Source organism: Taklimakanibacter deserti, assembly GCA_003574785.1.
Genome location: QORU01000018.1, coordinates 33,501 through 52,741, shown reverse-complemented (window position 1 = coordinate 52,741; position 19,241 = coordinate 33,501). Strand labels below are relative to the sequence as shown.

General features: G+C 63.4%; 23 protein-coding genes. 16 read left to right on the top strand and 7 right to left on the bottom strand.

The genetic code is table 11. The features are described from left to right. Positions 1-11 precede the first annotated feature (11 nt). Genes corA through DS839_RS30095 form a run of 9 tightly spaced genes read left to right on the top strand, consistent with a single transcriptional unit; the run spans position 12 to position 8,292 of the window. Positions 12-1,013 carry a magnesium/cobalt transporter CorA gene (gene corA / locus DS839_RS30135; protein ID WP_119274241.1) on the top strand — a complete coding sequence of 334 codons (1,002 nt, stop codon included), beginning with the start codon at positions 12-14 and terminating at the stop codon, positions 1,011-1,013. Continuing rightward, positions 1,010-1,363, top strand: a complete 354-nt coding sequence (locus DS839_RS30130; protein WP_162918900.1) for a cupin domain-containing protein — start codon at positions 1,010-1,012, stop codon at positions 1,361-1,363. Before corA ends, DS839_RS30130 begins: the two co-directional genes overlap by 4 nt. Positions 1,364-1,366: 3 nt before the next feature. Further along, positions 1,367-1,744 (top strand): fluoride efflux transporter CrcB, encoded by a 378-nt coding sequence (gene crcB, locus DS839_RS30125; RefSeq protein WP_119274238.1) that lies wholly within the window; start codon positions 1,367-1,369, stop codon positions 1,742-1,744. Then, the gene (locus DS839_RS30120; RefSeq protein WP_119274236.1) at positions 1,741-2,751 is read left to right on the top strand and encodes an RluA family pseudouridine synthase; all 1,011 of its coding nucleotides are present in this window, start codon (positions 1,741-1,743) and stop codon (positions 2,749-2,751) included. Before crcB ends, DS839_RS30120 begins: the two co-directional genes overlap by 4 nt. Further along, complete coding sequence (locus tag DS839_RS30115) at positions 2,748-3,422, top strand: HAD-IA family hydrolase (protein WP_119274234.1); 675 nt, start codon at positions 2,748-2,750, stop codon at positions 3,420-3,422. Before DS839_RS30120 ends, DS839_RS30115 begins: the two co-directional genes overlap by 4 nt. Then, the gene (locus tag DS839_RS30110; protein ID WP_119274232.1) at positions 3,419-4,126 is read left to right on the top strand and encodes an ATP12 family chaperone protein; all 708 of its coding nucleotides are present in this window, start codon (positions 3,419-3,421) and stop codon (positions 4,124-4,126) included. The genes DS839_RS30115 and DS839_RS30110 overlap by 4 nt, the downstream gene beginning before the upstream one ends. 23 nt (positions 4,127-4,149) lie before the next feature. After that, positions 4,150-5,682, top strand: coding sequence for an acyl-CoA carboxylase subunit beta (locus tag DS839_RS30105; protein ID WP_119274229.1), 1,533 nt, complete (start codon positions 4,150-4,152; stop codon positions 5,680-5,682). Positions 5,683-5,685: 3 nt separating this feature from the next. Next, complete coding sequence (locus DS839_RS30100) at positions 5,686-6,957, top strand: MgtC/SapB family protein (RefSeq protein ID WP_119274227.1); 1,272 nt, start codon at positions 5,686-5,688, stop codon at positions 6,955-6,957. 24 nt (positions 6,958-6,981) lie between these two features. After that, a complete protein-coding gene (locus DS839_RS30095; RefSeq protein WP_119274225.1) occupies positions 6,982-8,292 on the top strand; it encodes an aspartate aminotransferase family protein in 1,311 nt (436 codons plus the stop codon). Here DS839_RS30095 and DS839_RS30090 read toward each other — a convergent pair. Next, positions 8,246-8,929, bottom strand: a complete 684-nt coding sequence (locus DS839_RS30090) for a DUF2459 domain-containing protein (protein WP_119274224.1) — start codon at positions 8,927-8,929, stop codon at positions 8,246-8,248. The genes DS839_RS30095 and DS839_RS30090 overlap by 47 nt on opposite strands. Before the next feature lie 5 nt (positions 8,930-8,934). Continuing rightward, entirely contained in the window at positions 8,935-10,266 is a 1,332-nt protein-coding gene (gene rimO / locus DS839_RS30085) for a 30S ribosomal protein S12 methylthiotransferase RimO (protein ID WP_368912003.1), read from the bottom strand. Between the two features lie 108 nt (positions 10,267-10,374). Here rimO and DS839_RS30080 point away from each other — a divergent pair, with 108 nt between their 5' ends. From DS839_RS30080 to DS839_RS30065, 4 genes are read left to right on the top strand one after another with little or no spacing between them, the layout of a single operon-like run. Further along, complete coding sequence (locus DS839_RS30080; protein ID WP_119274220.1) at positions 10,375-10,626, top strand: GlsB/YeaQ/YmgE family stress response membrane protein; 252 nt, start codon at positions 10,375-10,377, stop codon at positions 10,624-10,626. A 20-nt stretch (positions 10,627-10,646) separates the two neighbouring features. Further along, the gene (locus tag DS839_RS30075) at positions 10,647-10,943 is read left to right on the top strand and encodes a GlsB/YeaQ/YmgE family stress response membrane protein (protein WP_119274218.1); all 297 of its coding nucleotides are present in this window, start codon (positions 10,647-10,649) and stop codon (positions 10,941-10,943) included. 10 nt (positions 10,944-10,953) lie between these two features. Beyond that, positions 10,954-11,916, top strand: coding sequence for a lipoyl synthase (gene lipA, locus DS839_RS30070; protein WP_119274217.1), 963 nt, complete (start codon positions 10,954-10,956; stop codon positions 11,914-11,916). 2 nt (positions 11,917-11,918) lie between these two features. Then, positions 11,919-12,398 carry a type II toxin-antitoxin system RatA family toxin gene (locus DS839_RS30065; RefSeq protein ID WP_119274215.1) on the top strand — a complete coding sequence of 160 codons (480 nt, stop codon included), beginning with the start codon at positions 11,919-11,921 and terminating at the stop codon, positions 12,396-12,398. 47 nt (positions 12,399-12,445) lie between these two features. On the opposite strand, the gene DS839_RS30060 is transcribed toward DS839_RS30065, so the two are convergent. The 5 genes from DS839_RS30060 to DS839_RS30040 form a co-directional block, all read right to left on the bottom strand. After that, positions 12,446-12,880, bottom strand: coding sequence for a type II toxin-antitoxin system VapC family toxin (locus tag DS839_RS30060; protein WP_119274213.1), 435 nt, complete (start codon positions 12,878-12,880; stop codon positions 12,446-12,448). Next, a complete protein-coding gene (locus DS839_RS30055; protein WP_119274212.1) occupies positions 12,877-13,152 on the bottom strand; it encodes a type II toxin-antitoxin system Phd/YefM family antitoxin in 276 nt (91 codons plus the stop codon). Before DS839_RS30055 ends, DS839_RS30060 begins: the two co-directional genes overlap by 4 nt. A 145-nt stretch (positions 13,153-13,297) precedes the next feature. Further along, entirely contained in the window at positions 13,298-13,753 is a 456-nt protein-coding gene (locus tag DS839_RS30050) for a hypothetical protein (protein WP_162918899.1), read from the bottom strand. A gap of 72 nt (positions 13,754-13,825) precedes the next feature. Next, positions 13,826-14,335, bottom strand: a complete 510-nt coding sequence (locus DS839_RS30045; RefSeq protein WP_119274209.1) for a CinA family protein — start codon at positions 14,333-14,335, stop codon at positions 13,826-13,828. A gap of 3 nt (positions 14,336-14,338) precedes the next feature. Continuing rightward, positions 14,339-15,508, bottom strand: coding sequence for a bifunctional 2-C-methyl-D-erythritol 4-phosphate cytidylyltransferase/2-C-methyl-D-erythritol 2,4-cyclodiphosphate synthase (locus DS839_RS30040; RefSeq protein WP_119274330.1), 1,170 nt, complete (start codon positions 15,506-15,508; stop codon positions 14,339-14,341). Positions 15,509-15,616: 108 nt separating this feature from the next. Between DS839_RS30040 and dusB the strand changes: the two genes are divergently transcribed. The 3 genes from dusB to ntrC are packed head-to-tail and all read left to right on the top strand — an operon-like array spanning position 15,617 to position 19,205. Continuing rightward, positions 15,617-16,636, top strand: coding sequence for a tRNA dihydrouridine synthase DusB (dusB, locus tag DS839_RS30035; protein ID WP_119274207.1), 1,020 nt, complete (start codon positions 15,617-15,619; stop codon positions 16,634-16,636). Then, complete coding sequence (locus DS839_RS30030; RefSeq protein WP_119274205.1) at positions 16,633-17,769, top strand: two-component system sensor histidine kinase NtrB; 1,137 nt, start codon at positions 16,633-16,635, stop codon at positions 17,767-17,769. The genes dusB and DS839_RS30030 overlap by 4 nt, the downstream gene beginning before the upstream one ends. Beyond that, a complete protein-coding gene (gene ntrC, locus DS839_RS30025) occupies positions 17,766-19,205 on the top strand; it encodes a nitrogen regulation protein NR(I) (protein WP_119274203.1) in 1,440 nt (479 codons plus the stop codon). Before DS839_RS30030 ends, ntrC begins: the two co-directional genes overlap by 4 nt. Positions 19,206-19,241 lie beyond the last annotated feature (36 nt).

Sequence of the window (19,241 nt, the reverse complement as noted above, 5' to 3'; positions counted from 1 at the left end):
CGGGACCGACTATGTTGGTTGCCTATGGGACCGCCAACGGCTGCCTGACCGAGTTTCCGCAAGCGGACAAACCCGTCATCCCGCCTGGCGCAGTATGGATAGACCTGGTCGAACCGAGCCACACGGAGGAAGCTGCCGTGGAGGAGTCGCTCGGCATCGACATCCCGACCCGCGAGGAGCTGGCCGAGATCGAGGCCTCGAGCCGTCTCTATGCCGAGGATGGCGCGGCCTTCATGACCGCCAACCTCATCCGCCGCGGCGAGAATGACCGGCCGGAATCTTCGCCCGTGACCTTCATCATCAAGGACAACCAGCTCGTCACCATCCGCTATCATCACCCGCAGGCCTTCCCGGTCTATGTGCGCCGGGCGATGAAGCCGCAATCGACCTCGATGTCAGGCTGGGGCGTACTGATCAGCCTGCTCGAAGCCGTGGTCGACCGCGCCGCCGACCATCTCGAGCGCGTCGGCACCATCGTCGACGACACCTCTCGTCAGATCTTCAATACCGACCGGCACTCGAAGAGCCGGCGGGTGCGCAAGAAGGCGCCCAATCTGCAGGAGCTTCTGGAGAAGATCGGCGAGGAGGGTGACTTCAATTCGAAGATGCGCGAGAGCCTGGTCTCGATCGGCAGGCTCGCCGCCTTCATGTCGGCGATCCTCGAGCCCCTGAAGCAGACGCGCGAGATGAAGGACCACCGTGCCCGCATCAAGATCCTGCAGCGCGACATCATCTCGCTCACCGATCATGCAAGCTTCCTCTCGGGCAAGATCGCCTTCCTGCTCGATGCGGTTCTGGGCATGATCTCGATCGAGCAGAACGGCATCATCAAGATCTTCTCGGTCGCCGCCGTCGTCTTCCTGCCGCCGACCCTGGTCGCGAGCATCTATGGCATGAATTTCGATGTCATGCCGGAGCTCAAATGGGTGATGGGCTATCCCTTCGCCCTCGGCTTGATGGTGCTCTCGGCGATCCTTCCCTACATCTACTTCAAGCGCAAAGGCTGGCTATGAACAAGCTCACCCATATCAAGGGATCGGATCGTCTCGCCGCGGCGGAGCTTGGCGATGCGTTCAAGGCGAATGAGCCACAGGGCGAGCCCATTGCCATGATCCGTTCCAAGGACTGGCGCGAGGGGCCCGATGCCGGCGTATGGGAATGCTCGCCAGGCATTTGGAAGCGCGCGGTCAAGAACGCCGAATTCGCCCATTTCGTGAAGGGGCGCTGCGAATTCCAGCATGAGGACGGCACCGTGCTGACGATAGAGGCGGGGGATGCCGTCTATTTTCCGGCCCATACGCGCGGCACCTGGAACGTGATCGAAACCGTGCGCAAGACCTATTTCCTGCTGCCAATGGACTGACGGATGGCGCTGACGCTGTGGATCGCCTTGGGGGGCGCCATTGGCGCGGTCCTGCGCCATGCCTTGAATATCGGCATTGCCAAAGTGGCGGGCAGCAACTTCCCCTGGCACACGATGCTGATCAACATCTCGGGCTCTTTCGTGATGGGGCTGTTGATCTCCCTGATGGCGCTGCGCTGGAATGTCAGCAATGAGCTCAGGGCCTTTCTGACCACCGGCATCCTCGGCGGCTACACCACCTTCTCGGCTTTCTCGCTGGATTTCGCCGTGCTCGTCGAGCGCAAGGCCTATGCGCTCGCAGGTGCCTATGCGCTGGGCTCGGTCGTCGTGTCTCTCGTTGCGATCTTTGCCGGCATGGCGCTCGCCCGGTCGCTCGCATGAGTGAGGTCACGCGCCGCCGCGTGGTGCGCGATGAGGACGGCATGCGGCTCGACCGCTGGTTCCGCAGCCATTTCCCGCAAGTGACCTTCGCCTATCTAAACAAGCTCGCGCGGACCGGGCAGGTGCGCGTCGACGGCAAGCGGGTCAAGCCCAATGCCAGGCTCGAAGAGGGGCAAGAGGTCCGCGTGCCGCCGCTTGCTTTCGAGGCCCGGCCCGCCGATGCGCCTCAGGCGGAGGCAAAGCCTCTCACCAAGGAGGAGCGTCAGCTCTTCGCCAGCATGATCCTGCATGAGGACAAGGACATCTATGTCCTCAACAAGCCGGCGGGCCTCGCGGTGCAGGGCGGCACCAAGACCCACCGCCATGTCGATGGCCTGCTGATCGGGCTCGGCGTCGAGCTCGGCGAGCGGCCGCGCCTCGTCCATCGCCTCGACCGCGAGACATCCGGCGTATTGGTGATCGCCAAGAGGCGTGCCGTCGCCGCTTCCCTGGGCAAGCTCTTCGCCACCAGGGCGGTCCGCAAGATCTATTGGGCCGGCGTCAAGGGCGTGCCCAAGCCGCCGCAGGGCCGGATCGACATTGCGTTGATCAAGGCGGCGGGTCCCGACGGCGACCGGGTGCGCGCTGCCGAGGTGGATGAGGAGGACGCGCAGCGCGCCGTCACCCATTACAGCGTGATCGACAAGGCCCCGCCGGTGATCGCCTGGATGTCGCTCAAGCCTTCGACCGGCCGTCAGCATCAATTGCGCGCCCATATGGCGCATATCGGCCACCCGATCCTCGGCGATGACAAATATGGCGGCGACAAGGACCTGCCGGCGGCGATCGCCAATCGCCTCCATCTGCATGCGAGGCGCATCGTGTTCCCACATCCGCGCGGCGGTACGGTTGACGTGACCGCGCCTTTGCCGCCGCATATGCAGGAAACCTGGGCTCTGTTCGGCTTCGATCCCGGGCGCTATGACGAGGGACCGCCCTCCGAGGAAAGAGAAGCCAAGAGAAGATGAAGCTCGCACTATTCGATGTCGACGGCACTTTGATGGACAGCCAGGCGATGATCCTCGCCTCCCTGACGGCTGCCTTCACCGCGGAAGGCCTGCCATTGCCGTCGCGGCCCGAGATGCTGGGCATCGTCGGTCTGTCGCTGGTCAAGGCGATGGCGGCGCTCAGGCCAGAGGATGAGGCGGCGCGCCATGAGCGCCTGGCGCTCGCCTATAAGGAAGCCTTCTGGTCCTATCGCGCCAACCAGTCCTATCCCGAGCTTCCCTTCGATGGCGCCTTCGACATGCTGCGCCGGCTGCAGGCGCGGGGCGATATTCTGATCGGCGTCGCGACCGGCAAGGCCCAGCGCGGTGTCCGCCACATCATCGACCAATTCGGCCTCGAAGGTGTCTTCTCGACCATTCAGACATCGGATGATGCGCCCTCCAAGCCGCATCCTGACATGATCCTGCAGGCCATGCGCGAGGTGGGCGTCGACAGGGAGGACACGGTCATGATCGGCGATGCGCTGTTCGATATCGAGATGGCCCATGCCGCCGGTGTGAGGCCGATCGCGGTAAGCTGGGGTTTCCAGCCGCGAGCCGTGCTCGAAGCCGCCAAGCCTTATGCAATCGTCAACGACTTCAATGAGTTGGAGGAGACGCTTGCAGCATTGTGGCAAGGTGTTGCGGCATGACGGCGGCCCCCGCCCGGCGTTTCTACAAGACGGTTTCCGTCGCCGGCACGGAGGCGCCCTTCTCGATAAGGCTGGATGAGCGGCCCTTGCGCACGCCCCTCAAGCGGGCGCTCGAATTGCCGACGAAAGCGCTTGCCCGAGCCGTCGCCACGGAATGGGAGGAACAGGCCGAGAAGATCGAGCCTCATACGATGCCCTTGACCCGGCTCGCCAATACCGCGATCGACCGGGTGGAGCCGGACCGCGACCGCATCATCAACGAGATCGTCGACTTCGCCGGCTCCGACCTCGTTTGCTACCGGGCCGAGCAGCCGCTTGGCCTGGTCGAGCGCCAGGCGAAGGACTGGCAGCCGGTTATCGACTGGGCGCGTTCGGCGCTCGCCGCCGAATTCCAGGTGACCGAAGGGGTTGTGCATGTCCGGCAACCGCAAGCCGCCCTTCACGCCACACGGGACTATCTGGCGCAAAAGAGCGCGTGGGACCTGACCGCCATCCACAACATCACGACGCTGACGGGCTCGGCCCTGATCGCGACCATGGCTTGCGCGAACGCCGTTCCGGCGTCCGAAGCCTGGACCGCGGCCCATGTCGATGAAGACTGGCAGATCGAGCATTGGGGGTGGGACGAAGAGGCCCGCCATCGCCGCAACCATCGCAGGCGGGAATTCGACACTTGTCTCCGTTTCTGCGAGCTTTCACAGTGAACAGCGAATGAAGGGCAGGGGTCATGCAGGAAATTCTTGAGAAGCTGGCGGAGCGTCGCGCCAATGCCAGGCTGGGCGGCGGGCAGAAGCGCATCGACGCCCAGCACGGGCGCGGCAAGCTCACCGCGCGCGAACGCATCGAGCTCCTGATGGACGAGGGCTCCTTCGAGGAGTTCGACATGTTCGTCGAGCATCGCTGCATCGATTTCGGCATGGAGAAGCAGAAGATCCCGGGCGATGGCGTCGTCACCGGCTGGGGCACCATCAATGGCCGCCTCGTCTATGTCTTTGCCAAGGATTTTACGGTCTTCGGCGGCTCGCTGTCGGAAGCCCATGCCCGCAAGATCACCAAGATCCAGGACATGGCGGTGCAGAACCGGGCGCCCATCATCGGCCTCTTCGATGCCGGCGGTGCCCGCATCCAGGAAGGCGTTGCGGCGCTTGGCGGCTATGGCGAGGTCTTCCAGCGCAATGTGCTGTCTTCCGGCGTGATCCCGCAGATCTCGGTGATCATGGGACCATGCGCCGGCGGCGACGTCTATTCGCCGGCGATGACCGACTTCATCTTTATGGTGCGCGACACGAGCTACATGTTCGTGACCGGGCCCGATGTGGTGAAGACCGTCACCAATGAGACCGTGACGGCGGAGGAGCTCGGCGGCGCCTCGGTGCACACCACCCGCTCGTCCATCGCCGACAAGGCCTATGACAACGATGTCGAGGCGCTCCTGCAGATGCGCCGCTTCATCGATTTCCTGCCCTCGTCCAACACCTCGCCCTTACCCGAGCTGCCGAGCTTCGATAACGGCGAGCGTCTCGACATGTCGCTCGACACGCTGATCCCGCGCAATCCGAACCAGCCCTATGACATGAAGGAGCTGATCTTGAAGATGGTCGACGAAGGCGACTTCTTCGAGATCCAGGAGAGTTTTGCGCGCAACATCGTCACCGGTTTCGCGCGCATGGAAGGCCGCACCATCGGCATCGTCGCCAACCAGCCCCTGGTGCTCGCCGGCACGCTCGATTCCGATGCCGGCCGCAAGGCCGCGCGCTTCGTGCGCTTCTGCGACTGCTTCAACATCCCGATCGTCACCTTCGTCGACGTGCCGGGCTTCCTGCCGGGCACCGCCCAGGAATATGGCGGGCTCATCAAGCATGGCGCCAAGCTGCTTTTCGCCTATGCCGAGGCGACCGTGCCCAAGATCACCGTGATCACCCGCAAGGCCTATGGCGGCGCCTATGTCGTCATGGCCTCCAAGCACATCAGGGGCGATATGAATTATGCCTGGCCGACCGCCGAGATCGCCGTCATGGGCTCCAAGGGTGCAGCCGAGATCATCTATCGCCAGGAACTGGGCGAGCCCGAGCGCATCAAGGCGAGGGTCAAGGAATATGAGACCCGCTTCGCCAATCCTTTCGTCTCGGCCGAGCGCGGCTTCCTCGATGAGGTGATCATGCCGCATTCGACCAGGAAGCGCGTCGCCCGCGCGCTCAACATGCTGCGCAACAAGGAGCTGCAGAATCCCTGGAAGAAGCACGACAACATTCCGCTGTAGCCCATGGATCGCGATGACCTGCTCCTGCGCTTAGGCATGGCGCTCGCCATCGGCTTTCTCATCGGCCTCGAGCGCGGCTGGAAGGATCGCACCGAGAAGGAGGGCCAGCGCACCGCGGGCCTCAGGACCTTTACGCTGATCGCGCTCCTGGGCGGCATTTTCGGCGCGTTGACCAAGGATCAGAACTTTCTCCTGCTCGCCTCGGGTTTTGTCGTCGTCAGCGGCGCCCTTGCCGCCTTCTTCTGGCGCGAGGGCGTGAGCGAGGACGATTTCAGCGCGACGAGCCTCGTCGCCGTAATGCTCACTTTCATGCTGGGGGCCTTCGCCGTCCTCGGCGACACCGTCGTGGCTGCGGCCGCGGGTGTCGCGGCGGCCGTGCTGCTCGCCGCCAAAGTCCAACTCCATGGCTGGCTCGCGCGGATCACCTGGCCCGAATTGCGGGCCGGATTGCTGCTGCTGGCGATGACCTTCATCGCTCTGCCCTTGTTGCCGCATCGCGCCGTCGATCCCTATGGCGCGGTCAACCCCTACGAGCTCTGGCTGATGACCATCCTCATCGCCGCGGTGTCCTTCGCCGGCTATGCGGCGATCCGTATCGCAGGGCCTGAACGCGGCACGGTGCTCGCGGCGGGCGTCGGCGGGCTGGTCGCTTCGACCGCGACGACACTCACGCTCGCGCGTCTCGCGCGCGACAATCCCGAACGGGTTCGGCTTCTCGGCGGCAGCGTGGTGCTCTCGGGCGCGGTCATGCTGATCAGGGTCCTGGTGGTCGTGGCGATCATCAATCTCGGCTTTGCGAAGTCCCTGGCGCCGGCCTTGATCGCCGGTGCGGTGGCGATGGCGGTCTTCGCCTTCTGGCTCATCCGCTCCGGGCCGAGCGGCGACAAGGCTACCCGCGCCGATCTCAAATTGAAGAATCCCTTCGAGCTGATTGAGGTCCTGCGCTTCGGCGCGCTTCTGACGGTGATCATGATGCTCGCGGTCGCGGCCCGGTACTTTTTCGGCGAAGCGGGCTTGATCGGCCTTGCCGCCATTTCGGGCCTTGCCGATGTCGATGCGATCACCTTGTCGATGGCGAAGACGGCGGGATCGGACACGACTGCGGGCCCCGGCCTCGCGATCCTGACCGCGGTCGGCGTGAACACGATCGCCAAGACGGGCTATGCCGCCTATGTCGGCGGCAATCGCATCGGTCTCATCGTCGCGGCGGGAACGGTCCTCGGCTTCGCCGCAGCGGCTGCGGCCTATCTGCTGGTTCCCGCAGCACCAGTCTGATATCGCATCACCAAGGAGCCTTCGATGTCGAGAAATGACGATCCGGCCTTCTGGGCTTCAGCGCACAAGCATCTTCTGCGCTATGGCGGAAGCTTCGAGCCGTTGATCATCGAGCGCGCCCAGGGAAGCTATGTCTATGACGCCGACGGCCGCGCGATCCTCGACTTCACCTCGGGCCAGATGAGCGCCATTCTCGGTCACTCCCACCCCAAGATCGTCCAGGCCGTGCAGAAGCAGATCACCAAGCTCGATCATCTGTTCAGCGGCATGCTGTCGAGGCCCGTCGTCGATCTGGCGGAGCGCCTGGCAAAGCTGGCGCCCGGCCTCGACAAGGTCATCCTGCTCTCGACCGGGGCGGAAGCGAACGAGGCGGCGATCCGCCTGGCGAAGCTCGTCACCGGCAAGCACGAGGTGGTCGCCTTCTCGAAGAGCTGGCATGGCATGACCGGTGCTGCGCTGTCGGCCACCTTCAGCGCGGGGCGCAAGGGCTACGGACCATCGACTGTCGGATCCTTCGCCATGCCGGCGCCCAATCCCTACCGGCCGCGCTTCACCCATCCGGACGGGACCCTCGACTGGCAGAGCGAGCTCGACGATGCCTTCGCTTTGGTCGACAGCCAGTCGACCGGCAGTCTCGCCGCTTTCATCGCCGAGCCCATCCTGTCGGTCGGCGGCGTCCTCGATCTGCCGCCCGGCTATCTCGCGGCGCTCAAGCGCAAATGCGAGGAACGGGGCATGCTGCTGATCCTCGATGAGGCGCAGACCGGGATCGGGCGAACCGGCACCATGTTCGCTTTCCAGCGCGACGGCGTGACGCCGGACATACTGACCCTGTCCAAGACGCTGGGAGCCGGCTTGCCGCTGGCGGCGATGATGACCACGGCCGAAATCGAAGAGACGGCGCATGAGCGGGGCTATCTCTTCTATACGACGCATGTGTCGGATCCGCTTCCCGCCGCCGTCGGACTGGCGGTGCTGGACGTCGTCGAGGACGAAGAGCTGGTCGAGAAAGCGCGCCGCTCGGGTGAGTTGCTGCGCCAGGGGCTCTTGTCGCTCCAGCAGCGTTATGACTGCATAGGCGATGTGCGCGGCCGCGGCCTGCTCATTGGGCTCGAGATCGTGAGCGACCGGAACCGCAAGGAGCCGGCAGGCGAGCTCGGAAGCCGGATCGGCGAGGAAGCGATGCGCCGCGGTCTCAGCACCAATATTGTGAAGATGCCGGCCATGGGGAGCGTCTTCCGCATCGCGCCGCCGCTGACCATTTCGGATGACGAGATTTCGGAGGGCGTCAGGATTTTCCGGGAAGCAGTGGAGGCTTCTCTAGCGGCCAGGTGATGCTGAAGCTGAAGGGCGCGAAAAGGGCGTGGGGCAGGCCAGCCGCGGCTAAAGCGTCGGCCACCCATTGGTTGCATGTGCGCAATGGGCTGTAGCGGCCCCTGGCCAGGTAATAGGCCTCGAGATGTGCCTGCTCCACTGGCCGGGATTGCGTTTCATCGGCAAGCGTCGCGCGAATATAATCGATCAGGGCCTGCCGTCCGGCACGGTCGACCCGAAGCGCGCGGCAGTCCGGATCGTTGGCGGGTGGATTGATGGCAATCACCCTGAGCGCCGTGTCATTGACGCCCGCTAACGCGCTGAGAGCAATGGACGGCCTGACATCGGCCCACGTCGGCACCTCGCGGAAAAAGCGCAGATCGCCCCAGCCGAAAGCGAGATAGGCCCCGGCCGGCAGGCCAGGCGGGGTGACGGCCGGGAAGTGAGTGCTCCAGTCGATCAGCGGATCGCGGCTCGGCATCACGATATCGGCATGGGCGAGCGAGGTGCAGACATAGACGAGGGGCTCGCCATCGGCTTGCTGTGGCCGGCCGGAAACCGGCGAGAGCGCGAAGCTGAGCGCTGCGGCGCTATAGAGAACAGCGAGGAGGACGAGTATGGCAACGAGGCGTGCGCCGAAGCGGAGCGCGCCCTGCATCGCGGTCAGATCTTCTCGCCGATCAGGTCATAGTCCTCCGCCTCGACGATCCGCGCACGGACCATGTCGCCGGGCTTGAGATCGGATTCGCCGGGCAGGAACACGTTGCCGTCGATCTCGGGCGCGTCCCAGGGGGAACGGCCGACCGCTTCCTCGTTCTCAGCATCGACCTCGTCGATCAGTACATCGATCTCGCGGCCGACCTTCTTCGCGAAGATGTCGGCGCTGATCTCCTGCTGCGCCTGCATCAGCCGATGCCAGCGCTCTTCCTTGATTTCTTCCGCCACGGGTGCCGCGATATCATTGGCCTTGGCGCCGGCGACCGGTTCATATTTGAAGCAGCCGACGCGTTCGAGGCGTGCTTCTTTCAGCCAGTCGAGCAGGAAGGTGAAATCCTCTTCCGTCTCGCCGGGGAAACCGACGATGAAGCTCGAACGGATGGCGATATCGGGCGAAACCTTGCGCCAGGCCTTGAGCCGGTCGAGCACCTTTTCCTGGTTCGCCGGGCGGCGCATGGCTTTGAGCACATTGGGCGCGGCATGCTGGAAGGGGATATCGAGATAGGGAAGGATCTTTCCTTCCGCCATCAGCGGGATGACCTCGTCCACATGCGGATAGGGATAGACATAATGCAGCCGGACCCAGGCATCGAACCGGCCGAGCTCCTTGACGAGGTCGGCGAATTTGGCGCGCACTTCGCGGCCCCGATACTTGCTGGGTTCATATTTGAGGTCGATGCCATAGGCGCTCGTATCCTGAGAAATGACCAGCAGCTCCTTGACCCCGGCTTTGACCAGCCGCTCGGCCTCGTAAAGGACCGAAGCCGCCGGGCGGCTCACCAGGTCGCCGCGCAGCGACGGGATGATGCAGAAGGAGCAGCGGTTATTGCAGCCTTCCGAGATCTTCACATAGGCATAGTGACGCGGCGTCAGCCGCAAGCCTTGCGGCGGGATGAGGTCGAATTTCGCGTCATGCGCTGGCGGCACGGCGTCATGCACGGCCGACACGACGGCTTCATATTGATGGGGGCCGGTGACCGCGAGGACGGAAGGATGAGCGGCCATGATCGTATCCGCCTCGACCCCCATGCAGCCGGTGACGATGACCCGGCCGTTTTCGTTGACCGCCTCGCCGATGGCGGCGAGCGATTCGGCCTTGGCCGAATCGAGAAAACCGCAGGTATTCACGATCACCACGTCGGCGGCATCGTAGCCCGGCGAGATCACATAGCCTTCGGCCCGGAGCTGGGTCAGGATTCGCTCGGAATCGACCAGCGCCTTGGGGCAACCGAGGCTGACCAGGCCCACTTTGGGGATATGTCGTGCTGCAATTGTCATGTTGGCGGGCTCCATAGACCAGGGCGCGCCTTGCCGCAAATGGTCTTGATGCTAGACTGCGGCTGGGCCATATGATGGGAAAGCCCAGGCCCATATGGGGATAAAATCATGGATGCACGAAATATCGTCATTGCCCTGGTGATCGGCCTGGTGGCCGGCTGGCTTGCGAGCTTCGTGGTTGGGGGCTCCGGCCTCATCCGTTACCTGATCAGCGGCGTGATCGGCTCCTTCGTCGGGAGTTTCCTTTTGAGCAAGGCCGGGATCAATCTGGGCATCGGCAATGAGATCGCGCGCGACATCATCACCGCCACGATCGGCGCGATCATCGTCGTCCTTTTGGCCCGCTTCATCGCGGGATAGTTCAGCAACGAGGAGGCATCATGGAACCGAATTCTCTCTTGGACTTGGGCGGCGGCGTGGGCTGGATCGGCACGCTCATCATTGGCGGTCTTGCCGGCTGGATCGCCGAGAAGATCACGAAGAGCGACATGGGCATATTGATGAACATCGTCGTCGGCGTTATCGGCGCCTATATCGGTGCGTTCCTGGCAAATCTTCTGGGCCTGAGGCTTGGCGAGATCTTCAGCGGCTGGTTCTGGGGCAATCTGCTGGTCGCGGTCGTCGGCGCGGTGATCCTGCTCCTTGTCGTGAAAGCATTCCGCAGCCGGAGCGCCTGATTCAAATCTGATGGTTACCGTTCTCGACACGCTGAAGGCCCGGCCGCGTCATCCTGAGAAGGCGCACAAGCCGGACAATCCGGTCCTGCGCAAACCGGACTGGATCCGGGTGAAGGCGCCGGGCTCAGCCGTCTATAACGAGACCAAAGCGATCGTACGCGAGAACCGCCTCGTCACCGTGTGTGAGGAGGCGGGCTGCCCCAATATCGGTGAATGCTGGTCGAAGAAGCACGCTACCTTCATGATCATGGGCGACACGTGCACCAGGGCTTGCGCCTTCTGCAACGTGAAGACGGGCCTGCCGGGCGCGCTCGATGCCGATGAACCGGAAAAGGTGGCGGATGCGGTGGCCCGCATGGGCCTGTCGCATTCGGTTATCACCTCGGTCGACCGCGATGATCTCGACGACGGCGGGGCCGAGCATTTCGCGCAGGTGATCAAGGCCATCCGCTGTGCGTCGCCAACCACGACCATCGAGGTGCTGACCCCCGACTTCCTGCGCAAGGACGGCGCCTTGGAAAGGGTCGTCGAGGCGAGGCCCGACGTTTTCAACCACAATCTCGAAACCGTGCCGTCGCTCTATTTGCGCATCAGGCCCGGCGCCCGCTACTTCCATTCGCTGCGCCTGTTGCAGCGGGTGAAGGAGCTCGACCCGCAGATGTTCACCAAGTCCGGCATCATGGTCGGCTTGGGCGAGACACGCGACCAGGTGTTGCAGGTGATGGACGACATGCGCTCGGCCGACATCGATTTCATCACCATCGGCCAGTATCTGCAGCCCTCGCGCAAGCATGCCGCGATCGACCGCTTCGTGCCGCCCGACGAATTCAAGTCCTATGAGACGATCGCCTATTCCAAGGGCTTTCTCATGGTGGCGTCGAGCCCGCTGACCCGTTCCTCGCATCATGCCGGCGATGATTTCGCGCGGCTGAGAGCGGCGCGCGCCGCCAAGCTCAAGCCGGCTTCGGCCTGAGGATGGCCAAATTCAACGTCACCCGCGAGATGCCCTACAAGGCCGCGGAGCTGTTTGCCATTGCCGCCGACGTCGACAAATACAAGGAGTTCCTGCCGCTGGTCGAAAGCTCGCGGACGTTCGATCGCGAGCGGGTTTCAGACGGCGTCGAGCGCTTCAAGGGCGAATTGCGGGTGCGCTACAAGAAGCTCCATATCGACGAGACTTTCGTGAGCGACGTCGTCGCGGAAGAGAAGGGCCTCAAAGTGTCGTCGCGCGCGCGCGGCGGCCTGTTCGACCATATCGATGCGCAATGGCGCTTCACCGACCGCAAGTCGGGCGGCGCGACGGTCGAATTCCAGGTCGACTACAAGGCGAAGAGCCGGTCCCTGCAGTTCTTCATCTCGGGCATGTTCGATTACATGGTGCGCAAGATCAACAACGCCTTCGAGGCGCGGGCGCGCGAGCTTCACAGCGCCAAGAGCGTCGCGGCTTCGAGCTGACCCATTTCCTGCATGTGGGCCGCTAAGCATAGCGTAGCAAATAATAGTCAAGAGCTTTCCTGTTCCAGCCACGGATTGTGCAGGCGAATGCCCGTTGCTGTGAAATCGGATGTATTGCGCGTGACCAGAATCAACTGGTGCTGTACCGCTGTTGCGGCGATGAATGCATCCATGGCGCCGATGGGCCTGCCGGCAGTCTGAGCACGTCCAACGACTTGTCCCCATAGATCTGCTGTCATTGGATCGATGGAGAGCAAGCGGCTGCCGAAGCGTGCGGGAAGCTGCTCGGTCAGCCAATGATTTAACGCGGCCCGTCGCCGGCCGGTATCCATGCGCTCGATTCCCAGACGCAGTTCGGCGAGCGTAATGACGCTCAGAAATAATTTTTCCTCATCTGTTGAGGCCAGCCAATCCATCACGGCGTTACTAGGGCGCGGTTTAGTGCCTTCGGATATTACGTTTGTATCGAGCAGGAAGCTCACAGGTCGACTTCGCGCAATCCGCCCTTGAGGCGCGTGACTTTAAGGCCTGATCGTCGCAAGGGCGAGCTCAGCAGGAAATCGGCGAAGTTTCCTTTTCGGTCACGCTTCTGTGTTTGTTCCCACAAGGCGGCGTCGACAACAACCACGGCCTTCTTTCCGTTCCTGGTAATGACCTGGGGACCGTGGTGCCGCGCCTTTTCGATCACCTCGCTGAGCTTTGCTTTGGCTTGCGCAACGGTCCAGCTGTCCGCTTGAGAGACTTTCGTGTCCATGACCAATATCCAAGACTAATGTGGTCATAATAGTCATAATTGGGGAATATATCAACCTCGTTTCAGACAGGTCTCGTCCCAGGCATGTTCGATTGCTGGTGCGCCGGTGCGTGAGTTGCGGGTTGGATGCCGCAACGGCTTTCTTTCACTTCTCGAATCTGAAGCAGACTGGCTTTTGCGCAATGGTCTGGTGCCAGGTATCGTCAGCCTTCAGGTCAACGCCGCTGCCGAAAAGGAATGCCAGAAGCCAATGCTTCTGTTCAAAACGAGTGGCATAATTGACCCATGTGACTGCGAGAACATAACAACCGGCCTCGTGTTTGAGGGTTGGCAGCGCGTTTGTCCCATCAAGCCAGGCAATCGACTCGCCGATATTTGGGCGGACGGGTTGATCATTCTCGACGACCTCAAGAAAATAACCTGCTGCATCCAGAATCCCTTCCGAATAGTGCCACAGTCGCAGGTGAGATCCGGTTGCATCGTCCTTGATTTCGCGAGCCAGACTGTAGGTAGTCGGCTCGGGTTCAAATAGATCGCAAGCCGTCAAAGGTCCGAGCAACGTCGCGAAAAGGACCAAGCGGAGCCAATATCGTAATTTCATGGATTGGAATGCCAATGCTGTCGCCGTTTCTGAGGCTAGGTCAAGCGCGTGGCAGATTTGAGACGCACTGGCTTATGCCAAGCGCGTGGCGGTGCCGAGCTGAGCCTCGAGGAGATCGAGCGCGGCGACGGCCGATTTCATTCTCACGTCGTGGCGACTGGCTTTCGCGAAGACAAGGCGGCGATGCGCGGTTAGGCCGTGATGTGACGCGCAGGCGAAATGCACGAGACCGACCGGCTTTTCGGGCGAGCCGCCGCCGGGACCCGCAATGCCGGTGACGGAGACGGCGATATCGGCAAGCGAGTTCTTGAGCGCGCCTTCCGCCATCATGCGAGCCGTGACTTCGCTCACCGCGCCGTAGTGGGCGATCACGTCTTCGGGCACGCCGAGGAGGCCCGTCTTCGCTTCGTTCGAATAGACGACGAAACCCCGCTCGACAACGTCGGAGGAGCCGGCGATCTCGGTGAGAAGCCCCGCGATCAAGCCACCGGTGCAGCTCTCTGCCGTAGCGAGCTTGAGGCGACGGCGACGCATGGACTGCAGCAATGTCTCGGCTTTGTCGAGGAGGGCGGGATCGAACATGTCTTATCCTGGCAATCTGACGAGGACGGTCGCGAATGCGGTGATGCCTTCGCCGCGGCCGACGAATCCGAGCTTCTCGGTCGTCGTCGCCTTGATGGCGATGCGGTCCTCGGCGATGCCGAGAAGTGCCGCAAGCGTGGCCTTCATCGCCGCAAGATGCGGCGAGATGCGCGGCGCCTCGGCTAGAATCGCAATATCGACATTACCGATCCTGCCGCCGCGGCGGCCCAGGAGCTCGACCGCCTTGGCGAGGAAGATCGAAGAGGCTGCATTCTTCCATGTGGGATCGCTCGGCGGAAAATGAGTGCCGATGTCGCCTTCGCCAATGGCGCCCAGGATGGCGTCGGTGAGCGCATGGAGGGCGGCGTCGGCATCCGAATGGCCGGCGAGCCTGTGCGTATGGGCGATCGGGACGCCGCACAGCATGACATGATCGCCTTCCGCAAAAGGATGGATATCGATCCCCATGCCGGTGCGGATGTCGGGCAGGTCATGGAAACTCGCCGAAAGGGCCCGATCGGCCTCGGCGAGGTCGGCTGAGGTCGTCATCTTGCGGTTTTCGGCCGCGCCCGGAATGATTGCCACTTCAAGCCCGGCGAGTTCGGCGACTGCCGCGTCATCGGTCAGGCTCGACTGCCCGGACTGACGGGCTTTTTCATGCGCGTCGCGTATGGCCGCGAAGGCAAAGCCTTGCGGCGTCTGCACCGTCCACAAGCCGCTGCGGTCGATGGTCTGCTCGATCGTGCCATAGGGCGCCTTCTTCACCGTGTCGGCGATGGCGAGACCGGGAATGGCGCTTTCATGTTTCTCAAGCCCGGTGATCACGCGGCTGATAAGATCGGCCGATACGAAGGGGCGGGCGGCATCATGGATGAGGACATGGGTGACATCGTGCCGGGCGATCGCCTCGAGGCCCCGGCGGCAGGATTCCTGGCGGGTTTCGCCGCCAATCACCGGAGGCTCGATGGCGAGGCCTTCCGTGGCGCTGGCGAAAAGGTCGGTTTGCCCGGCGCCAATGACCGGCTGTATATGTGAGATCGACGGGTGGTCACAGAAGGACTTCAATGCCCACCAGACCACCGGTCGCCCGCCAATTAATTGATATTGCTTTGGTTTTTCACCTCCGGCCCGGCTGCCCGTCCCGGCGGCGACAACCACTGCGCCAACTTTCATGGGCATGCCCTCTAACAGCGGCAATTGGTCTGAGCAAGCATCCTTGACGGAACCGCACAGCAGATTAGAGTGCATAAAAAACATACAGCATAAGAGTATGCCTAAAAAATGAGCATTTCTATTGGTGAAATAAGGCTGCGGAACCGCGTTCTTCTCGCGCCCATGTCGGGCGTGAGCGACCGGCCGTTCCGCGAGATCGCCGATGAATGCCAGGCCGGCCTCGTGGTCACGGAAATGGTGGCAAGCCGCGAACTCGCCGAAGCGCGCGCCGACATGGTCCGCCGCGCCGAAAGGCCGCCTGCGGGCTCGCTCTTTGCCATCCAGCTCGCCGGCCGTGAAGCACCATGGATGGCGGAAGGTGCCCGCATTGCCCAAGATCTCGGGGCCGATCTCATCGACATCAATATGGGCTGTCCGGCACGCCAGGTGACGGGCGGCTTATCGGGCTCGGCGCTCATGCGCGATCTCGACCACGCGATGACGCTGATTGAGGCGACGGTCGCCGCCGTGGGCGTGCCGGTGACGCTCAAGATGCGTCTCGGCTGGGACGCGACGATGATGAACGCGCCGGAGCTCGCCCGCCGCGCCGAAGCGGCGGGCATCCGGATGATCACCGTGCATGGCCGCACGCGCTGCCAGTTCTACAAGGGTAGGGCGGACTGGTCCGCCATTGCCGCGGTGAAGCGGAGCCTCAAATCTATTCCGCTCATCGCCAATGGCGATGTCGAGAGCATCGCCGATATCAGGAACATTCTTGCCGCCTCGCTTGCCGATGGCGTAATGGTCGGACGCTCGAGCTATGGCCGGCCGTGGTGGCCGGGCGTCCTCGCCCATCTGCTCGATCCGGACACCGGCGCGCCGGAGCCCTGTCTGGAGCGCGAAGCTGAGCTCCTCGACCGCCAGCATCAATCCATGCTGTCGTTCTATGGCCATGAACACGGCAACCGCATCGCCCGCAAGCATCTGGGCTGGGTCGTCGATCGCAAGAGCGCCGAAGGGCGCTTGCCGTTCGAGGCGGCCGCCGCCTGGCGGCGCAAGCTGACGGCCGAGACCGACAATGACCGCGTGCGTCAGGCGTTGCGCGACCTGTTCCTGCGGCTCCAGGATGATGAAGCGAGGGCGGCGTGAATCTCGTCCTTCCCAGTGACGCCAATGCGCCACCCGACAGCGGCCTCCTGGTCGATGCCTTGCCCAATCCGCTGCTGGTGCTCGATGACAAGGACCGCGTCCATCTCGCCAATGCGGCGGCGGAAGATTTCTTCCAGGCCGGCAAGGCTACGCTCCTGCGCAGCCATTTCGCCGATCTGATGCCGCTCGCCAGCCCCGCCCTCAGCGCCATTGCCGAGGCGCGCCATTCGGGCGGCGTGGTGAACGAATATGCGATCAGCGCCGGCACGCCGCGTTTCGGCAGCGAGCGCAATGTCGACCTGCAGGCCGCCCTTGTCCATGAGCAGCCGCGCTTCGTGATCGTCATGCTGCTCGAACGCTCGATGGCGCACAAGATCGACCGCCAGCTGACCCATCGCAATGCGGCGCGCTCGGTATCCGGCATGGCAGCGATGCTCGCCCACGAGATCAAGAATCCCCTGGCCGGCATCAGGGGTGCAGCGCAATTGATCGAGCCGACCTTGTCGGGCGAGGACCGGCCGCTGGCGCGGCTCATCTGCGAGGAGACCGACCGCATCCGCGATCTCGTCGACCGCATGGAAGTGTTCTCCGATGAAAGGCCGCCCGAGCGCGAGCCGGTCAACATCCATGCCGTACTCGAGCGCGTGAAGACTCTGTCGCTCGCCGGCTTGGTGCAGCCCATCGCCATCAAGGAAGAGTATGACCCGTCCTTGCCGCCGGTCATGGGCAGCCGCAATCAGCTGATCCAGGTCTTCATCAACCTGGTGAAGAACGCCATCGAAGCGATCGAAGGCGACGGCAGCGGCGGCGAGATCCATTTGTCGACGGCGTTCCGTCCCGGCGTCAGACTGTCGATCGCCGCTTCCGGCGAGCGCGTGACCTTGCCGCTCGAGGTCTGCGTCAGGGATACCGGCCCCGGCGTGCCGGCGGATATCAGGCCGCATCTCTTCGATCCCTTCATCAGCACCAAGCCCGGCGGACGCGGCCTTGGCCTCGCCTTGGTGGCGAAGATCGTGCGCGACCACGGCGGCATCATCGAATGCGAGCCGCATGAGCGTGGCACCACCTTTCGCGTGCTCCTGCCGATGATGCGGACCACCCAGCAGCACCAGACGCAAGAAGGCAAGGCATGAAGGCCAAGACCGTACTTATTGCCGACGATGACAGCGCTATCAGAACCGTCGTGTCGCAGGCCCTGTCGCGCGCCGGCTATGCGGTGCGCTCGACCGGCACCGCGGCGGGCCTGTGGCGCTGGGTGAGCGAAGGCGCCGGCGACGTGATCGTCACCGACGTGGTGCTGCCCGACGAGAATGCTTTCGACGTCCTGCCCAGGATCAAGAAGCTCAGGCCCTCCTTGCCGGTCATCGTCATGAGCGCCAAGAACACCATCATGACGGCGATCGCCGCGGCCGAGCGCGGCGCCTATGACTATCTGCCGAAACCCTTCGACCTGACGGCGCTCGTCTCGATGGTCGGGCGCGCCGCCCAGCATATGGAAGTCAGGCCCGCGACACCGCCCAATGCACCGGCGGAGAATCTGCCGATCATCGGTCGCTCGCCGATCATGCAGGAGATCTATCGCGTCATCGCGAGGCTCACCCAGACCGATCTCACCGTGATGATCGAAGGGGAATCGGGCACCGGCAAGGAGCTGGTGGCGCGCGCCGTGCATGACTACGGCAAGCGGCGGCGTGGGCCTTTCGTCGCCATCAACATGGCCGCCATCCCGCGCGAGCTGATCGAATCGGAGTTGTTCGGCCATGAGAAGGGCGCCTTCACCGGCGCCTTGAGCCGCATGGCGGGCCGTTTCGAGCAGGCCGAGAGCGGCACGCTGTTCCTGGATGAGATCGGAGACATGCCCTTCGAGGCACAGACACGCCTGCTGCGCGTGCTGCAGCAGGGCGAATATACGACCGTCGGCGGCACCCAGCCGATCAAGACGAATGTGCGGATCATCGCCGCGACCCATCGCAACCTGCGCCGCCTGATCGATCAGGGGCAGTTCCGCGAGGACCTGTTCTTCCGGCTCAATGTGGTGCCCATCCGGCTGCCGCCCTTGCGCGAGCGGACCGACGACATACCGGATCTCGTCCGCCATTTCCTGGCGCAGGCCGAGCGCGAGGGCCTGCCGCGCAAGATCATGCCGGCAGGCTCGGTCGAAAGGCTGCAGGCGCATCGCTGGCCGGGCAATGTGCGCGAGCTCGAAAATCTGATCCGCCGCATCGCCGCCTTGCATCCGGAAGAGACGGTGCTGCCCGAAATCATCGACCGGGAATTGGCGGCCGCGGCCTCGCCCTCAGGCGGCGCCGAACCGGGAGACGATACGGGGGGATTGAGCGGCTATCTGGAGAACCATCTCGCGCGGCAGTTCGCGAGCTTCAGCGACGGCCTGCCGCCGCCCGGCCTCTATCATCGCGTCCTCGCCAATGTCGAGCCGCCGCTGATCCGGGCCGCTCTCGCGGCCACCAAGGGCAATCAGATCAAGGCGGCCGAGCTCTTGGGGCTCAACCGCAATACGCTCAGGACCAAGATCCGCACCTACGGTATCCAGGTCGTGCGTGGCCTCTAATTGCATGACGTTACGGCATATGCTCGTCGAGCTGTT